Annotated in this window: 16 protein-coding genes; 9 read left to right on the top strand and 7 right to left on the bottom strand. The window is 57.4% G+C overall.

The genetic code is table 11. The features are described 5' to 3' along the window. Positions 1-58 precede the first annotated feature (58 nt). On the bottom strand, positions 59-466 hold the full coding sequence (locus K3G63_RS05095; protein ID WP_220612988.1) for a heme-binding protein: 408 nt from the start codon (positions 464-466) through the stop codon (positions 59-61). Positions 467-769: 303 nt separating this feature from the next. On the opposite strand from K3G63_RS05095, the gene lepA reads away from it, so the two are divergent. From lepA to K3G63_RS05060, 7 genes are all read left to right on the top strand, one after another. Continuing rightward, on the top strand, positions 770-2,557 hold the full coding sequence (gene lepA / locus K3G63_RS05090) for a translation elongation factor 4 (protein WP_220612987.1): 1,788 nt from the start codon (positions 770-772) through the stop codon (positions 2,555-2,557). A 99-nt stretch (positions 2,558-2,656) separates the two neighbouring features. Further along, the gene (locus tag K3G63_RS05085) at positions 2,657-2,830 is read left to right on the top strand and encodes a hypothetical protein (RefSeq protein ID WP_220612986.1); all 174 of its coding nucleotides are present in this window, start codon (positions 2,657-2,659) and stop codon (positions 2,828-2,830) included. A 15-nt stretch (positions 2,831-2,845) separates the two neighbouring features. After that, positions 2,846-3,757 (top strand): bifunctional 5,10-methylenetetrahydrofolate dehydrogenase/5,10-methenyltetrahydrofolate cyclohydrolase, encoded by a 912-nt coding sequence (locus tag K3G63_RS05080; protein WP_220612985.1) that lies wholly within the window; start codon positions 2,846-2,848, stop codon positions 3,755-3,757. 215 nt (positions 3,758-3,972) lie between these two features. Further along, positions 3,973-4,623 carry a 7-carboxy-7-deazaguanine synthase QueE gene (locus tag K3G63_RS05075; protein WP_259404269.1) on the top strand — a complete coding sequence of 217 codons (651 nt, stop codon included), beginning with the start codon at positions 3,973-3,975 and terminating at the stop codon, positions 4,621-4,623. A gap of 14 nt (positions 4,624-4,637) precedes the next feature. Then, positions 4,638-6,587, top strand: a complete 1,950-nt coding sequence (locus K3G63_RS05070) for an OmpA family protein (protein WP_220612984.1) — start codon at positions 4,638-4,640, stop codon at positions 6,585-6,587. A gap of 293 nt (positions 6,588-6,880) precedes the next feature. Next, positions 6,881-7,249 (top strand): hypothetical protein, encoded by a 369-nt coding sequence (locus K3G63_RS05065; RefSeq protein WP_220612983.1) that lies wholly within the window; start codon positions 6,881-6,883, stop codon positions 7,247-7,249. Between the two features lie 295 nt (positions 7,250-7,544). Further along, a complete protein-coding gene (locus K3G63_RS05060) occupies positions 7,545-7,799 on the top strand; it encodes a hypothetical protein (RefSeq protein ID WP_220612982.1) in 255 nt (84 codons plus the stop codon). 99 nt (positions 7,800-7,898) lie between these two features. On the opposite strand, the gene K3G63_RS05055 is transcribed toward K3G63_RS05060, so the two are convergent. The 5 genes from K3G63_RS05055 to K3G63_RS05035 form a co-directional block, all read right to left on the bottom strand. Further along, on the bottom strand, positions 7,899-9,191 hold the full coding sequence (locus K3G63_RS05055; protein WP_220612981.1) for a citrate synthase: 1,293 nt from the start codon (positions 9,189-9,191) through the stop codon (positions 7,899-7,901). A gap of 285 nt (positions 9,192-9,476) precedes the next feature. Continuing rightward, entirely contained in the window at positions 9,477-10,868 is a 1,392-nt protein-coding gene (gene mnmE / locus K3G63_RS05050) for a tRNA uridine-5-carboxymethylaminomethyl(34) synthesis GTPase MnmE (protein WP_220612980.1), read from the bottom strand. Between the two features lie 82 nt (positions 10,869-10,950). After that, positions 10,951-11,610: a metal-dependent transcriptional regulator gene (locus tag K3G63_RS05045; protein ID WP_220612979.1), complete on the bottom strand. Its 660-nt coding sequence runs from the start codon at positions 11,608-11,610 to the stop codon at positions 10,951-10,953. A gap of 111 nt (positions 11,611-11,721) precedes the next feature. Then, positions 11,722-12,735: a 3-oxoacyl-ACP synthase III family protein gene (locus tag K3G63_RS05040; RefSeq protein ID WP_220612978.1), complete on the bottom strand. Its 1,014-nt coding sequence runs from the start codon at positions 12,733-12,735 to the stop codon at positions 11,722-11,724. A 95-nt stretch (positions 12,736-12,830) separates the two neighbouring features. Continuing rightward, positions 12,831-13,985, bottom strand: a complete 1,155-nt coding sequence (locus K3G63_RS05035) for a glycosyltransferase (protein WP_220612977.1) — start codon at positions 13,983-13,985, stop codon at positions 12,831-12,833. Positions 13,986-14,115: 130 nt separating this feature from the next. Here K3G63_RS05035 and K3G63_RS05030 point away from each other — a divergent pair, with 130 nt between their 5' ends. Both K3G63_RS05030 and K3G63_RS05025 read left to right on the top strand, forming a co-directional pair. Continuing rightward, a complete protein-coding gene (locus K3G63_RS05030; RefSeq protein WP_220612976.1) occupies positions 14,116-14,940 on the top strand; it encodes a 2,3,4,5-tetrahydropyridine-2,6-dicarboxylate N-succinyltransferase in 825 nt (274 codons plus the stop codon). Between the two features lie 159 nt (positions 14,941-15,099). Continuing rightward, complete coding sequence (locus K3G63_RS05025) at positions 15,100-15,906, top strand: hypothetical protein (protein ID WP_220612975.1); 807 nt, start codon at positions 15,100-15,102, stop codon at positions 15,904-15,906. 67 nt (positions 15,907-15,973) lie between these two features. On the opposite strand, the gene msrA is transcribed toward K3G63_RS05025, so the two are convergent. Next, positions 15,974-16,519, bottom strand: coding sequence for a peptide-methionine (S)-S-oxide reductase MsrA (gene msrA / locus K3G63_RS05020; protein ID WP_220612974.1), 546 nt, complete (start codon positions 16,517-16,519; stop codon positions 15,974-15,976). Positions 16,520-16,741 lie beyond the last annotated feature (222 nt).

Raw genomic sequence — 16,741 nt, 5'->3', positions numbered from 1 at the left:
CTGCGCTGAAGCTGAGCAGGAGAGTGTTTAAAAGGAAAAGATGGGTAGTGCCGCCGGCTTATTGGCCCTGTAAAGCCCGAACGCCGGCTTCTGCCACCGCATGGTCGTCTTCCACGGTGCTGCCCGAAACCCCAATGGCGCCGAATATCTGCCCCTCGCTGTTGGTCAGAGGAATACCCCCCGGAAACGTAATCAGGCCCCCGTTGGAGTGCTCAATGTTGTAGAGCGAGCCGCCGGGTTGCGAGGCCTTGCCCAGGTCGCCGGTAGGCATGTCAAAGAACCGAGCTGTTTTGGCTTTCCGAATGGCAATGTCCAGGGAGCCCAGCCACGCATCATCCATACGGATAAAGGCCACGAGGTTAGCCCCGGAATCGACCACGGCAATGTTCATTTTTACGCCCATTTCAATGGCTTTTTCGTGAGCTGCCTGCACGGCCGTCTGGGCTTGCTTCAGGGTGATTCCCATTGTGGTAAAGAAGATAAGGTGGAGGTTGCTTTATCCCAACGGGATTACCAAAGGTTTGTTCGGCCCCGGCGGGTAGCAGCAACGGCGGGGAAAGAGAAGCTACCTGCGCAGATTAGGACACTGAGGCTAGGCTGCAGTGCTACGCTACGCCATCAGCCCTGAGGCAGGCGCAACTATAGAGTAAGCGACGCAGGTTGAAACCTGCTGAGAGGGTAGGTAATGGAAATGCCCTGCTGCCGGGGGCGCTGGTTAGCTTTTCCGGGCCGATTTGCCTACCTTCGCGGTTGCAAAAAACCGCCTCTAGTGAAGAACATTCGCAATTTCTGCATCATCGCCCACATCGACCACGGCAAAAGCACGCTGGCCGACCGCCTGCTGGAATTCACCCAGACCGTGGCCAAGCGCGATATGCAAGCCCAACTGCTCGACAACATGGACCTGGAGCGGGAGCGGGGCATCACCATCAAGAGCCACGCCATCCAGATGCAGTATCAGTACAAGGGCGAGCAGTACACGCTCAACCTGATTGATACGCCTGGCCACGTCGATTTTAGCTACGAAGTATCCCGCTCCATTGCCGCCTGCGAAGGGGCCCTGCTGATTGTAGACTCCTCGCAGGGCATTGAAGCCCAAACGATTTCGAACCTCTACCTGGCCATCGGCTCAGACCTGACGATTATTCCCGTCCTCAACAAAATCGACCTGCCCCACTCCATGCCGGAGGAGGTGTCGGACGAAATTGTGGACCTGATTGGCTGCGAGCGGGACGAAATTATTCCCGCCTCGGGCAAGGCCGGCATTGGCATCAAGGAGATTCTGGACGCTATCTGTGAACGGATTCCTGCCCCCAAGGGCGACCCGGAAGCGCCGCTGCAAGCCCTTATCTTCGACTCCGTTTTCAACTCCTACCGCGGCATTGAGGTTCTGTTCCGCATCAAAAACGGCACCATGCGCAAGGGCGACAAGCTTCGCTTCATGGCCACGGGCAAGGAGTACGGCGCCGATGAAATCGGGATTCTGGGCCTGAACCAGGAGCCCCGCCCTGAAATTGGCGCTGGTAATGTAGGCTACCTGATTTCGGGTATTAAAGAAGCCCGCGAGGTAAAGGTAGGCGACACCATCACGCACGTAGCCCGGCCCACTTCCGAAGCCATTCAGGGCTTCGAGGACGTGAAGCCCATGGTATTTGCCGGCATCTACCCCGTAGATACCACCGAATACGAGGAACTGCGTTCTTGCATGGAGAAGCTGCAGCTCAACGATGCTTCGCTGGTGTGGGAGCCGGAAACCTCGGTGGCCCTGGGCTTCGGCTTCCGGTGCGGCTTCCTGGGCATGCTCCACATGGAAATTGTGCAGGAGCGCCTGGAGCGCGAGTTCAACATGACGGTGATTACCACCGTGCCTTCGGTGCAGTTCCATGCCACCGGCACCAAAGACCAGCGCCTGACCATTAACGCACCGTCGGAAATGCCGGAGCCGAACATGATCAAGCTGATCGAGGAGCCCTACATCAAGGCCCAGATCATCACGGCGGCCGAGTACGTAGGGCCCATCATTACGCTGTGCATGGAGAAGCGCGGCATTATCAAGGGCCAAAGCTACCTGACCAGTGAGCGGGTGGAGCTGACGTTTGAGCTGCCGCTGTCGGAAATCGTGTTCGACTTCTTCGACAAGCTCAAGACCATTTCGCGCGGCTACGCCTCGCTCGACTACGAGCTGATCGGCTTCCGCGAGTCCGACATGGTGAAGCTGGACGTGATGCTGAACGGGGAGAAGGTAGATGCCCTGTCGGCTATTGTACACCGCAGCAAGAGCTACGACTGGGGCCGCCGTCTCTGCGAAAAACTCCGGGAGCTGCTACCCCGTCAGCAGTTCGAAATTGCTATTCAGGCCAGCATTGGGCAGAAAATCATTGCCCGCGAAACCGTGAAGGCTCTGCGCAAAAACGTAATTGCCAAGTGCTATGGCGGCGACATCAGCCGTAAGCGCAAACTGCTCGAAAAGCAGAAGGAAGGCAAGAAGCGGATGCGCCAGGTAGGCTCCGTAGAAATCCCGCAGGAAGCTTTCTTAGCTGTACTAAAAATCGATTAAGTCCAGAAACGCGCCCCAGCCGGGCGCGTTTCTTTTTTTGCCTTCTACTTTTCACCTCATACACTTCTTGACACGGCGTGCTATGAAAATTATAAGCGAATGCCCGAAGACCTCACCAAGAATTGTAAGAGCCTGGAGCAGTTAGAAAAAATCCGCAAAGGCCAGGAGCGTAAGTTCCGCTGGCGTGACGATTGGCCTGCCATGGAAAAAGCTTTACTGGCCGCTGGCGCCGCTGCCATTGCCACGCATGAAGACAAACCCAATCAGTTCTAACCCTCGTTTTGCAGCATGACCACTGCCCCCGCCGCCACTACCTACCGCCTCATCGACGGCAAGCAAACCGCCGAGGCCATTAAAGAAGAAATTGCCGCTGAAGTAGCGCAGCGCAGCGCTACCGGGCAGAAGGTGCCTCACCTGGCCGCTATCCTCGTCGGCCACGATGGGGGCTCGGAAACCTACGTGCGCAACAAGGTGCTGGCCTGCGAGCGGGTTGGCTTTGCAAGCACCTTGCTCCGCTACGAAGACGATATTACCGAAGCCGAACTGCTGGCTAAAGTAGAAGAGCTAAACCAAGACCCTGAAATTGACGGGTTTATTGTGCAGCTGCCGCTACCGCGCCATATTTCCTCGGAAAAGGTAATTGAAGCCATTCGGCCGGAAAAGGACGTGGATGGGTTCCACCCCATGAATATCGGACGTATGGTGGCCGGGCTGCCCGCGCTGCTGCCCGCTACCCCCTCAGGTATTGTAGAGCTGTTGCGCCGCTATGAGCTACCAACAGATGGCAAGCACTGCGTGGTAATTGGCCGGAGTAACATTGTAGGTACTCCGGTTAGCATATTGCTGGCTAAGAACTTAGAGCCTGGTAACTGCACAGTTACTTTATGTCACTCGCGCACTCAGAACCTATCCGAAATAACCCGTACAGCCGATATTTTGGTGGCGGCTCTGGGTCGGCCAGAGTTTGTGACAGCCGACATGGTTAAGCCTGGGGCGGTTGTAATTGATGTAGGCACTACTCGGGTAAATGACGCAACGAAGAAATCAGGCTGGGCCTTGAAGGGTGATGTAAACTTTACCGAGGTGGCCCCTTTGGCTTCCTATATTACCCCGGTTCCCGGGGGCGTAGGGCCCATGACCATTGCCATGCTCCTGCTCAATACCTTGCGGGCGGCCAAATCCGAAGTATATCCGAAGTAGCAGCTAGGCCCTGGTCGAACAACGGCAAGGTGGGGCTTTCAGTGGCTGGCTTACACCAGCACTTTATCCCGCAAAATCCAATTAAAACCGCCTCAGGCTTTTAGAATTCGGGGCCGTGTACTACTTTTAAAGTTGGGCCCTTGACTAGGCAGGCCAACCGCGTGAGCGGCTGGCCTGCCTCAGCAGCCCAATTTGTTGTTTTCAGAATACCGATTTTGCTGCACGAACTTCCTGTTACGTCGGCGGCTCCGGCCCAGGCGGCTGGGGCGCCAACCCTGCCCGTTATGGAGCAGTTTTATACCATCCAGGGCGAAGGCTACAACACGGGCCGCGCTGCCTACTTCATCCGTCTCGGTGGCTGCGACGTAGGCTGCGTTTGGTGCGATGTCAAAGAGTCGTGGCCCCTAGAGGCGCACCCGCGGCAGGCGATTACGCAGTTGGTAACGGCCGCAACCGTAGAGGCGGGACGCAACGTAGTTATTACCGGTGGGGAACCCCTCATGCACGATTTGGGCCCCCTCACTGCGGCTCTGCACGCAGCGGGCTGCCAGAACTGGATTGAAACCAGCGGTGCCTACCCCCTCAGTGGGGAGTGGGACTGGATTTGTGTATCGCCCAAGAAGTTCAAGGCTCCCTTGCCATCGGTACTGGCTGCCGCTCACGAGTTGAAAATCGTTGTTTTCAACAAAAGTGACTTTGCCTGGGCCGAGCAGCATGCCGCTCAGGTAGCGCCCACTTGCCGCCTGTACCTGCAGCCAGAGTGGAGCAAGGCCGGCGCTATGATGCCGCTTATTGTGGAGTACGTAAAAGCCAATCCGCAGTGGCAAGTGTCGCTGCAAACTCATAAGTTCCTCGATATTCCGTAGCGCCCTACCCGCCTATGCGCCGTTTGCATTTTGTTCCGTTCGTGGTGTTGTTGGCTGCAAGTGAAATGATGCCCGGGTCCGCAACAGCCCAGGCCAAGTTGAGTACTTCCAATACCAAAGCCCGTAACCTATGGGAGAAAGCGCAAGAGCAGGCCAAAGACCGGGACTTTACCAAAGCCATTGAAACGCTGAGCCAACTGAACCAGAAGTTTCCTTCGCTGGGGGAGCCCTACGTCATGAAAGGGTCCTTGCTGAAGGCTTTAGGGGAGAATCGGTCCGCTTTCGAGGCCTACCGCGATGGGGTAGCCAAGCTGCCCCTAGACCCCGCCCGGGCCAACGATTATTTTACCTTGGGTGAGTTGGCCATAAGTTTCGGGGAGTACACGACCGCCGCAGACAGCTACAAGAAGTACCTCAAAACGGCTACCAAAAGCACACGCAATGCCCCACGGGCCCAACGCCAGCTCCTTAACTGCGAGTTTGCCCAGAAGGCCATGGCCACGCCTACGGGTCTGCAGCCAGAGCGCCTGCCTGACCCGCTGAATACGTACCGTTTCCAATACTTCCCGGCCCTTACTGCTGATAGCCGCTTCCTACTCTTTACCGGCCGTCCCACCGCGGAAAGCGGGGAAGACCTCTTCGTGAGCCGACAAAACAAAGACGGCAGTATGGGCGCTCCGGCCTCCATTTCGCCGGCCATCAACACGCCTTACAATGAAGGCGCAGGTGCCATTTCCGGCGACGGAAAAACTTTGGTATTTGCTTCCTGCGACCGGCCGAACTCGGTTGGCAACTGCGACCTGTACATTTCCCGGCGCACGGGTAACACCTGGAGCAAACCTCAGAACCTGGGCCGCAACGTGAATTCAGCCGAATGGGATTCGCAGCCTACGCTCTCGGCCGACGGCCGCACCCTGTACTTCACCAGCACTCGCCGCGGGGGGAAAGGCCAGGAAGATATTTACGTTACTACCCTCGGGGCTGATGGAAACTGGAGCTTGGCCCGCAACTTGGGTGCCCCGGTGAACACGGCCGGCAAGGATATGGCCCCATTTATTCATGCCAGCGGCACTACCCTCTACTACGTCACGGATGGCTTGGTGGGCATGGGCGGGCTGGACGTGTACCGGTGCGAGCAGCAAGGCCCCAGCAAGTGGAGTACGCCACAGAACCTGGGCTATCCCCTCAATACATTTGAAAATGAGGCCTCCCTGTTTATCAGCTCTGATAACCGGCGGGGCTTTTGCTCCCGCTCCCGGGCCGCAGAATCGGGCGTGAAGCAGGAGCGTGACCGGCCGGTGGAACTGTTTGGCTTCGAGGTGCCCAAGGAAGTAAAGGCCCGCGAAACCAGTACCTATACCCAGGGTCGGGTGTTCGATGCCTTCACCAAGAAGCCGATCCAGGCAGACGTGCAGCTCTACGACCTGAACACCGATGAGTTGGTGCAGTACGTGGGTTCCGATGCCGAAAACGGGGAATACACCGTGGTGCTGAACGAGGGCAGGCAGTACGCCATGTATGCCGCCGCCGACAAGTACCTGATGAAAAGCCTGAGCTTCGACTACAGCGACAAACGGAGCTTTGATCCACTAACCCTGGATATTTACTTGGAGCCCGTGCGAGCTGGCCGCAGCATCGTCCTCAATAACCTGTTTTTCGACAGCAAGCAGTACGAACTGAAGCCTAAGTCCCGGACGGAGCTGAATCGCCTAATCGGGTTTATGAAGCAGTATCCGGATGTGCAGGTGGAAATATCCGGTCACACCGACGACATAGGCTCTGATGATGATAATCAGGTCCTGTCGCAAAACCGGGCGAAGTCGGTGTACACCTATCTGGTGAGCCAAGGAGTTAAAGCTACCCGCCTGCGCTTCCGGGGCTACGGGGAAACCAAGCCACTACTGCCAAACGACTCGGATGAACATCGGCAGCAGAACCGGCGCATTGAGCTACGGATTCTCTAGGCCCTCGCTCTCTATACAAGCCCGACTGTTACTACAGTCGGGTTTTTTTATTTGTAGTTTTTCTTTTTAATAAGATTATCACAAGTCTCATAGTCAGCCAAATAGTACATACAACTGAAAGTGTTTGAATAGAATAGTTATAAAAAATCTTTTTTTTATTAAATATTGAGTTTTATATTTGGTCATGCTCGCTTGCTTGGTCTTCTCGTTAAAACGGGTTATACAGTTATGTATGGCCAAATACCGCAAGGGTAGCTATTCTTGACTTTTTACACCTTTCACTTTCCGTCATTATGAAAAAAATTACTCTTTTTGCTGCCCTGCTCCTTGGAGTATCCGGCGTTACCTCGGCCAACTCGGAGCCTGATACCCCAACTACCCTGCAGGCGCGGGCTACGGCTTTGACCCGCTCTATCTCAGATAAGGCACGTCTAGATGAAGGGCAGTACCTGCGACTGAAACAGCTTAACCTGCACATGCTACTGGAGCAGGAAGATTTGAAGACGCGCTTTGCTGCTGATGCCGCCTCTCTGGACCAGCACCTAGCCGCGGCACAGGCACGCTACGAAAGTGACCTGCTGGCCCTGTTACGGCCCGCGCAACTCGCACTGTTCCAGCAAAGCCGTACCAGCATGACGGCCCTAGGAACCAACCCAAAGTAGGGTGCTAGCAAGCCAGGAAGCTCACTTCGCCCGGAGCTTCCTGGCTTTGCTCATCCAGGAAAAAAGCAAATGACATGATTTTGTTAAAATAGAATATCGGATATGTTATAGGAATGTTTTATATTCATCTACCTGCTATTGAAATGATTTTTCTTTTTGGTTTCCACCTTTACAACCCTACACCACTATGAAAAATGTATTCGCTTGCCTTGCAGTTGCCCTATTCGTTTCCGCAGGAACCGTTTCTTACGCCGCGCCCAGTGACGGGGGTAAGCTAACTACCCGCGCTTCCGAAATGACCCGTCGAATGGCGGAGCGTACCCGCCTCAGCGAAGGTCAGTATGTAAAAGTGCGCCAGTTGAACCTGCGCCTGCTGACTGAAATGTCAGAAGCCCGCAAGCAGTTTGGCTCTGACGTAGCCGGTCTCGACCGCGCTGTGGCCGATGTGCAGATGCGTTACGAATGGGACTTGGCTTCTATTCTGTGGCCTAAGCAGATGGCTGCGTATGACGACATGAAGCAGAACTTCACCGCTGTGAATTTGCGCTAATAGTCAGGCTAGTAGCTGCAGTTGATTTACGTACTGCCTGAACATAAAAAAGCCCGCTGAAGCGGGCTTTTTTATGTTCAGGCAGTACGCGCACTATGCTTAAGAGCGCTGGTCGAGGCTTACGTAGTCGCGCTCCGTTTCGCCCGTGTAGATCTGGCGGGGGCGACCAATGGGCTCCTTGTTCTCGCGCATCTCCTTCCACTGGGCAATCCAGCCGGGCAGGCGGCCCAGGGCAAACATTACCGTGAACATTTCCGTTGGGATGCCCAGTGCTTTGTAGATGATGCCTGAGTAGAAGTCCACGTTCGGGTAAAGCTTGCGCTGGATGAAGTACTCGTCAGTGAGGGCGGCTTGCTCCAGTTCCTTCGCAATTTTGAGCAGAGGGCTATCTTCCAGGCCCAGGGCAGTCAGCACTTCGTCAGCCGCCTTCTTGATGATGGTAGCGCGCGGATCGAAGTTTTTGTACACGCGGTGGCCGAAGCCCATTAGGCGGAACGAGTCGTTCTTGTCCTTGGCTTTGGCAATGAACTTGCTCGTGTCACCACCGTCGCGCTCAATGGCTTCCAGCATTTCCACCACCTCCTGGTTGGCACCGCCGTGCAGGGGGCCCCACAGGGCGTTGATGCCGGCCGAAACCGAGCCGTAAAGCGAGGCGTTGGCCGAGCCTACGAGGCGCACGGTAGAAGTAGAGCAGTTCTGCTCGTGGTCGGCGTGCAGGATGAGCAGCTTGTTCAGGGCGCTGACTACCACCGGGTTCAGCTCGTACTTTTCCGTAGGGAAGCTGAACATCATGTGCAGGAAGTTGGAGCAGTAGTCCATGTCATTCCGCGGATAGTTCAGCGGATGACCCATCTGGTTTTTGTAAGTCCAGGCTGCAATAGTGGGCAGCTTGGCCATCAGACGAATCACGTTCAGGTCAATTTCCTCCTTGCTCAGGTCTGGCGATACGCTTTCGGGGTAGAAAGCCGTCAGGGCGCAGATCAGCGAAGAGAGAATGGCCATGGGGTGGGCCGCCGACGGAAAACCGTCGAAGATCTTGCGCACATCCTCGTGCACCAGGGTATGCTTGGTAATCTGGCCCGAGAAGTCGGCTAGCTCCGCCTGAGAAGGCAGCTTGCCATAAATCAGCAGGTACGCTACTTCGATAAACGAGGACTTCTCCGCTAACTGCTCAATCGGGTAGCCCCGGTAGCGCAGAATGCCTTCCTCACCATCGAGGAAAGTGATGGCACTCTTGGTAGCGCCGGTGTTCTTGTAGCCCGAGTCCAAGGTTACATAGCCCGTTTGGTCGCGCAGCTTGCCAATGTCGAAGGCCTTTTCGTGCTCGGTGCCTTCAATAACGGGGAGAGAGTAGGACTTCCCGTCGAGGATCAGTTCAGCAGATTCTGCCATAAGCGTGGGGTAAAGGGTGGGGTTGCGGGGCGAAACTAAAGAATTACCAACTAGCAGTAAAACCCCGTGAGAGTTTGGCGCCTATACTACAATCCGACCCTAGTTGTTGTTTGAGTTGGGGTAAAACACAAAGAAAAGCGCCCCGCCCCATAAGTGCGGCATACAGGAGGTTTTTTTCCGCAACCCCGGGACATTTATGCTCTAATGAGGCGCTGATTGTTGCTGAATGAAGCTATACCTAGTTAGCAAACTTGTGGAAGGTAAGCCGCTTGGTGGTAACACTTGTTACTTGCCGATGCAGAACTGAGTAAAGATGCTAGTAAGCAGGTCCTCGTTGCCGATTTCGCCGGTAATCTGACCCAGAGCCGCCAAGGCGTGGCGCAGGTCGGCGGCTAGCAGCTCGGTGCCGGCGCCGGTGCTTAACCCCCCAAGCACGGCATCTAGGTGCTGGGTGGCCTGCTCCAGGCTGCGCGCGTGGCGCACGTTGGTAACGATGGTACTGGCTCCGGTGCGGTCCAGTCCATCCAAGCGCACGCGGGCCAGCAGTTCCTCGCGCAACTCCTCCAGCCCGTCGCCGCGGGCGGCGGCAATCAGCACCGTGCCGGGCCTACCCCGAAAGGCGTCCAACTCGGGCTCCGATGCCACATCCAGCTTGTTACCTACGGCTAATACCGACGTGCCAACCGGTAGTTGTAAAGCTTCAATCTCTGCTTCAAGTTGCGCGGGTGTAGTCGACGTACTATCAAAGAGATATACAACTACTGCTGCCTGTTGCACGCGCTTGAGCGTGCGCTCTACGCCAATGGATTCTACCACGTCGGTGGTGTCTCGTAGGCCGGCCGTGTCCACAAAACGGAAGCGAATCCCCTCAATACTCACCTCATCCTCAATTAGGTCACGGGTAGTGCCGGCAATATCTGACACGATAGCGCGCTCCTCGTTGAGCAGGGCGTTGAGCAGGGTGCTCTTACCGGCATTGGGGCGGCCCGCAATGACGGTGATTACGCCGTTCTTAATGACGTTGCCCAGTTCAAAGGAACGTAGTAGCCGGCGCACCAATGCCTGCACTTCCTGGAGTAACTGCACCAGGCCAGTACGGTCAGCAAACTCCACGTCTTCCTCCCCAAAATCTAGCTCTAGTTCCAGCAGGGCGGCAAATTGCACCAGCCGGCCGCGCAGGTCTTTCAGTTCCTGCGAAAAGCCTCCGCGCATCTGGCGCATGGCAACCTGGTGCGATAGAGCCGAATCGGCGGCAATCAGGTCAGCTACAGCCTCGGCCTGGGCCAGGTCGAATGCCCCGTGCAGGAAGGCGCGCTTGGTGAATTCGCCAGCTTCGGCCAAGCGGGCACCCCGGCGGGTCAGCAGGGCCAGCAGTTCCTGCACGATGTAGTCGGAGCCGTGAGTGCTGATTTCCACCACATCCTCGCGGGTATAAGAATGGGGCCCCCGAAACAGGGAAACGACAACCTCGTCAATGATGCGCTGCCCGTCACGGATGGTGCCGTAGTGCAGGGTATGACCGGGCTGGTCGCGCAGGCGCTTGCCTACGAACACCTCGTCGGTAAGCCGGATGGCATCGGGGCCCGACAACCGAACGAGGGCAATGGCTCCGGCGCCGGGCGGCGTCGAGAGGGCAACAATAGTATCGGAAAGCGAAGGGGGTAGCGCAACGGCCATGGCGGCGAAAACTGATTTCTGGCCGCAAAGGTACGGCTTCCCGGCTCGCGAAAGAACGATAGGCTAGAGCGGGATGCAGTACTTAATCCGTTACGAAAATATTGCGACTTACTTCCGCTGAAACAAGATATTCTTTAGAAGATATTATTCTGATTTCTAAAGAATTGTCAAACGTTATTTTATCTATTACTTCGAGATGCGTGCCAAGCTTTATGCCCACCTTATCGAGGTACTGCAGAAAGGCAGGGGAGGTATTCTTGACGGCCACTACCACGCCCTGGTCGCCGGGACGCAGGTCGGCGAGGAGGCGGTGCTGGGGACGGTGCAGCACGCCCTCGGCCGTCGGGATGGGGTCGCCGTGGGGGTCAAACTGAGGGTGGCCCAGGAACTCGTCGAGGCGGCGGATAAGCAGGTCGGAGTCGATGTGCTCCATCTGTTCAGCCACGTCGTGTACCTCATCCCAGTTGAAGCCTAACTGCTGCACCAGAAACACTTCCCAGAGGCGGTGTTTGCGGATGGTAAGCAGGGCCAGACGGCGCCCCTCGGCCGTGAGCGTTACGCCCCGGTAGCGGGTGTAGTGCAGTAGTCCTTTCTCCCCCAGTCGGCGCAGCATATCCGTCACGGAGGCTGCGCGCGTCTGCAGGGCCTCGGCCACGCTGTTCGTGCTGACTTCCTGACCCGGCTGGGCCTCAGCCAGCTTGTAAATGGCTTTCAGGTAGTTTTCCTCGGTGTAACTGGGCATTCGGTGGAATTAAGAATTAAAAACAAAGAAATAAAATGAGGTGACCCACCCGGATGTAGCGTCCGGTCAGTCACCTCATTTTTTACTTCTTCATTTTTAATGAAGCTAAACCTACCACTTAATCAGGGCCGAAGCCCAGGTGAAGCCCGAGCCGAAGGCGGCTAGGCACACCAGGTCGCCGCGTTGGATGCGGCCTTCCTGCACGGCCTCGCTCAAGGCAATGGGCACGGAAGCGGCAGTGGTGTTGCCGTAGCGCTGAATGTTGCTGAAAATCTTGCTATCTGGCAGGCCCATCTTCTGCTGCACGTATTGAGTAATACGCAGGTTGGCTTGGTGCGGAATGAGCATGTCGATGTCCTGAGGCTGGAAGCCGTTCTGGTCCAGGGCCTCTTTGATAACCTGCGGAAAGCGAACCACTGCGTGCTTAAACACGTTCTGCCCGTTCATGTAGGGGTACATATCCAGGTGGTTGTCGACCACGTACTCTACGCGCTTATTGCGGTTCGAGCCGGGCTCCTTCACAATCAGTTCCTCGGCGTGCTCCCCCTGGGAATGCAGGTGGGTGCTCAAAATGCCGTGGCCCTCGCGGGTGCTGGGGCGCAGCACTACGGCCCCGGCACCGTCGCCGAAAATCACCGACACGGCCCGGCCGCGGGTACTGATGTCGAGCCCCGAGGAGTGGATTTCGGAGCCCACTACCAGCACCGTATCGTACATGCCCGTCTTGATGAACTGGTCGGCCATGGACAAGGCGTACACGAAGCCCGAGCACTGGTTGCGCACGTCGAAGGCCGGAATGGGAGCCTGAATGCCCAACTCGCGCTGGAGCAGCACCCCCGAGCCGGGAAAGAAATAGTCTGGCGACAGGGTAGCAAATACAATCAACTGCACGTCATCGGGCTGCAGACCGGCCATTTCCAGTGCTTTACGAGCCGCATTGGCGCCCATGTTGGCCGTGGTGTCCTTACCTTCCTCAAACCAGCGCCGCTCCCGGATGCCAGTGCGTTCCTGGATCCACTCGTCGGTGGTTTCCATTAGGGTTGTGAGGTCGGCGTTCGTGACCACCCGGTCGGGCACGTAGTGGCCCACACCGGCAATTTCGGACATTCGGAGAGTAGTGTTCATCAAGGGGGGATTTGCGGGGCAATTAGGTCAGGAAAACGGAGCCGAAGGTAGAAAAATTCGGCGCTGCCCCGAAAACGGCCCGCAAAGGTCGAGAGTTACTGGATAGAATCCATGAGGTGGTGCAACTTTTCGGCCTCCGAAATCCAAAAGGCTTCCGCTGGGATGCCGTGGGGGTAGTATGCAGAGGCGTGAAGGGTGGCCGCCAAGGTGGCAGCCGGTGGATACTGCTCCTGCTGGAAGTCAAAGGTCAGCCCGGCCCCGTGCTGTTCAGTCAGCTTCTGCCACAACGGGTTAGGCGGCACCAGCAGGGGTAAGCCGTGGGCGAGGTATTCAAACAGCTTGGTCGGTACGCACCGGGCCGTACTCGGGTGGGGGCGATAGGGCAGCAGCCCCAGGTGGCTGCGTTGCATGGTGTCCACTACCTCGGCGTGGGGTACCAGCCCGGCGCCTCCAATCAGGGTCACGGCCCCTTGACTTTCCCGGACGGCCGCCAGCAGGCGCGGTAGCAAGCCCGGCTGCTGGCAGGCGCCGACAATCGTCAGATGGGCAAGGGGCCAGGCCGTACGCAGGTGTTGGGTGAAGCGGATGGCCTCCCACACTCCATTTAACTCCGAAACAGTGCCGGAGTACACCAAGTGCAAGGGTTCGTGAGGGGCCGGTAGGCGGCGCGGAAAGGCAGAGATAGGCGCTTCCGAGGGGTAGGGCTGGTATTTGTTTTCCAGCAGCAGCGTCCGTTCGGGGCGGGCGAAGGGCAGTTCCTCGGCGTAGCTGCGCTCGGCCAGCAACACCGCGGCAGCGCGCCGGGCCGCCAGGGTTTCCAGGCGGCGCACCAGCCCGGCCAGCAGGCGGCGGGCCCAGGCTGGGTATACCTGCTGGGTCAGAATGTTGAGGGCGTAGTTTTCGCGCACATCATACACAAAGCGCCGGCCGCGGCCCAGCACTTGCCAGAGTACCGTGAGGGGCAGCAGTTCCGGAGCGTGCACGAACACTACCTGCGGCTGTAGCTCCCGTAGCAGCCGCCAGTAGCGCCCCTGGGCTCTTAGCCGGTCAAGGCTCAGGCGCGTGCCCTTCAGCAGGGTGTGGGTGCGCAGGGTAGTGGGGAGTGAGGCCGGAGTAGGTGCCTGCCGGCCGGCTACATGCACCACCGTGCCAGAGCGGCTGGCCAAGGTGCGTCCGAACTTGCCCAGCATGCGGGTATCGTCGAGCGGTTTGAGCACCGAGGCTAGTAAAATGGTCAGGGGAGGCGGCATATTGCCCGCGAAGATGGTAAGTTTGCTTGTTAGTTGCCGGCGGAGAAGCGGTAGGAACCACGCTGTAGCGCGTGGCCCCAGGTCTTCGGTGCGGGCAGCCAACGTGAATCACCTGACAACCTGATTGTAGATGTCTGAACTCCAAACCCTGATTGAGGCTGCCTGGACCGACCGGAGCCTGCTGCAGCAAGCCGCCACCACGGAGGCCATCCAGCACGTAATTGAAGAACTCGATAAGGGCCGCCTGCGCGTGGCCCAGCCCGGCGCCACCGAGGGCGCCGACTGGCAGGTAAACGACTGGGTGAAAAAGGCCGTTATCCTGTACTTCCCCATCCGCCAGATGGAAACCATCGAAGTAGGACCTTTTGAGTTCCGCGACAAAATGCAGCTCAAAAGCAAGTACGAGCAGCAGGGTGTGCGTGTGGTGCCCCCGGCCGTGGCTCGCTATGGCGCTTACCTAGCTCCCGGTGTCATTATGATGCCGAGCTACGTGAACATTGGCGCCTGGGTTGGCGAGGGTACCATGGTTGACACCTGGGCAACCGTGGGCTCCTGCGCCCAGATTGGGGCCGGCGTGCACCTGAGCGGGGGCGTGGGCATTGGCGGTGTGCTGGAACCGGTACAGGCCGCCCCAGTTATCGTGGAAGATGGAGCCTTCGTAGGCTCGCGCAGTATCCTGGTAGAAGGCTGTTTCGTGGGGAAGGAAGCCGTAATTGGCGCCGGCGTGACCATCACCGGCAGCACCCGTATTATCGACGTGACGGGCACCGAGCCCAAAGAATACCGCGGCTACGTACCAGCCCGCTCGGTTGTGATTCCGGGCTCTTTGCCCAAGCAGTTCCCGGCTGGTGAGTACCAGGTGCCTTGCGCCCTGATTATTGGGCAGCGCAAGCCCAGCACTGACCTGAAAACGTCGCTCAACGACGCCCTGCGCGAACACAACGTGGCCGTGTAAGGCGTCGCCCTGCCCAGGGCAGTGGCAACTGCTGCCGCAACCTGAACCCCAAGAACCCTGGCCACTTTCCGCCAGGGTTCTTTTTTTCCACCGTCAGATAGAAGATATTGCGCAGCGGTGAGTAGTTCACTCACTGAAATTCCCCCGATTCTCTGCTTAATGAGTACCCACAAATCAGTTGTTTCCGCAGCCCAGGCTCGCGACGAAGTGCGTGACTACGTAGCCCAGGAATTAGAAATCAGCCCCGAACTGGTCCAGACCCGCGTGGCCTTCAACCGGGAATTACCCTGGGTAGACGGCCGCAAGCGCCCCTGCTTCCTGGTGGAGTGGGCTGAGCCTAACGGCCGCGACGGGGTGGCCATTGCCGGCCCCTACACCCACAATTTCTTTGAGTTTACCCGCGCCGACGCCTACCAGCTGGGAGCCCAGAATGCCTGGCGCCAACAGCTGCTAAACCTGTACGCGGGCTGCGAACTGGTAGTGCATGCCCGCCTCACCCAGCCCCTGACGGACGTACCGGACCCCACACGGCTGGCCATCATCCAGCAGACGCTGGAGGAGCGCACCAACTGGCGCATTGGCGTGAATGTGTCGCTGCGGGAATTTCTGCGCTTGGGCACCGATGAGTACTATATCTTCAACGGCAGCTGGATCTGGAATCCTCACTACCGATACTCCCACCTAAAGGGTTTTATCCCGTACGGTGAGAAAACGCTCATGGACTTGCCCAAGGGCCAGTTCATTCCGGTAAAGAACTTCTCACCTTTCGAGGCCATTCCGCCCTTGGGTGAGGATGGGGCCTACCCCGGCGAACTAGTAAGCTTTATCATCGTGAAGAACAACCAGATTCTGGAAACCCGCGGCCTCGACCTCTACGCCCGCACCCTTATGAATCATGTGGCTATGTTCTACGCCCTGGGCCGGGAGCATGGCCCTTTCCAAATTGATCTGATAGACCAGCAATAAGCAAACCTCCAACTACCCAAAAGCCCGCCCGGACAGCGTCCGGGCGGGCTTTTGGGTAGTTGGAGGTTTAGTGAACCTTGGCTTCAGGTTTCAGCTTATCGGCAAATACCTGCCGTACTTTATCTACTTTGGGCTTTACTACGAACTGGCAGTAGGGTTGCTGACCATTCTGGTTGTAGTAGTTCTGGTGGTAGTTCTCGGCGGCGTAGAACTTCTGGAGGGGCACAATTTCCGTCACTACGGGGTTGGGGAAAGCATGGGCCTCGTTGAGCTTTTTCTTGTAAGCCTCGGCCAGGCGGTGCTGCTCCTCGTTGTGGTAGAAAATGGCCGAGCGGTACTGCGTACCTACGTCGGCACCTTGGCGGTTGAGGGTAGTAGGGTCGTGGGTTTTCCAGAACACTTCCAACAACTCGGCGAAGGTAATTTTGCTGGGGTCATAGGTAATCTGGGCTACCTCGGCGTGACCCGTCAGGCCGCTGCATACTTCTTTATACGTGGGGTTGGCGATGCGTCCGCCGGTATAGCCCGACACTACCTTCTCGACGCCGTTGAGGTCCTGAAAGACAGCCTCGACGCACCAGAAGCAGCCGGCTCCAAAAGTTGCCTGTTCCATTCGTTGGGGTTTCGTAGTTGATGGCTTGGGAGTTGCCCGTTGCGCGGTGGCTGCCGTCAGCAGACCCATCCACAGCAACGCAGTTAATACAGCTCGTATCATACGGGTAAAAGGATTTTGAGGGCCGAAAAGTTTAGTAAATACGGTTGAGCTGTCATAAAAATACCCGGCCTTCCGTCGGGTGACAGAAAAGCCGGGTAGGAGGCAGAGGTAAGCGGCTAC

Origin of the sequence: Hymenobacter sp. HSC-4F20 (assembly GCF_019599275.1) — a bacterium.
Lineage (GTDB): Bacteria > Bacteroidota > Bacteroidia > Cytophagales > Hymenobacteraceae > Hymenobacter.
The sequence above is the reverse complement of the archived record's forward strand: the minus strand, read 5'-3'. Positions and strand labels throughout refer to the sequence as shown.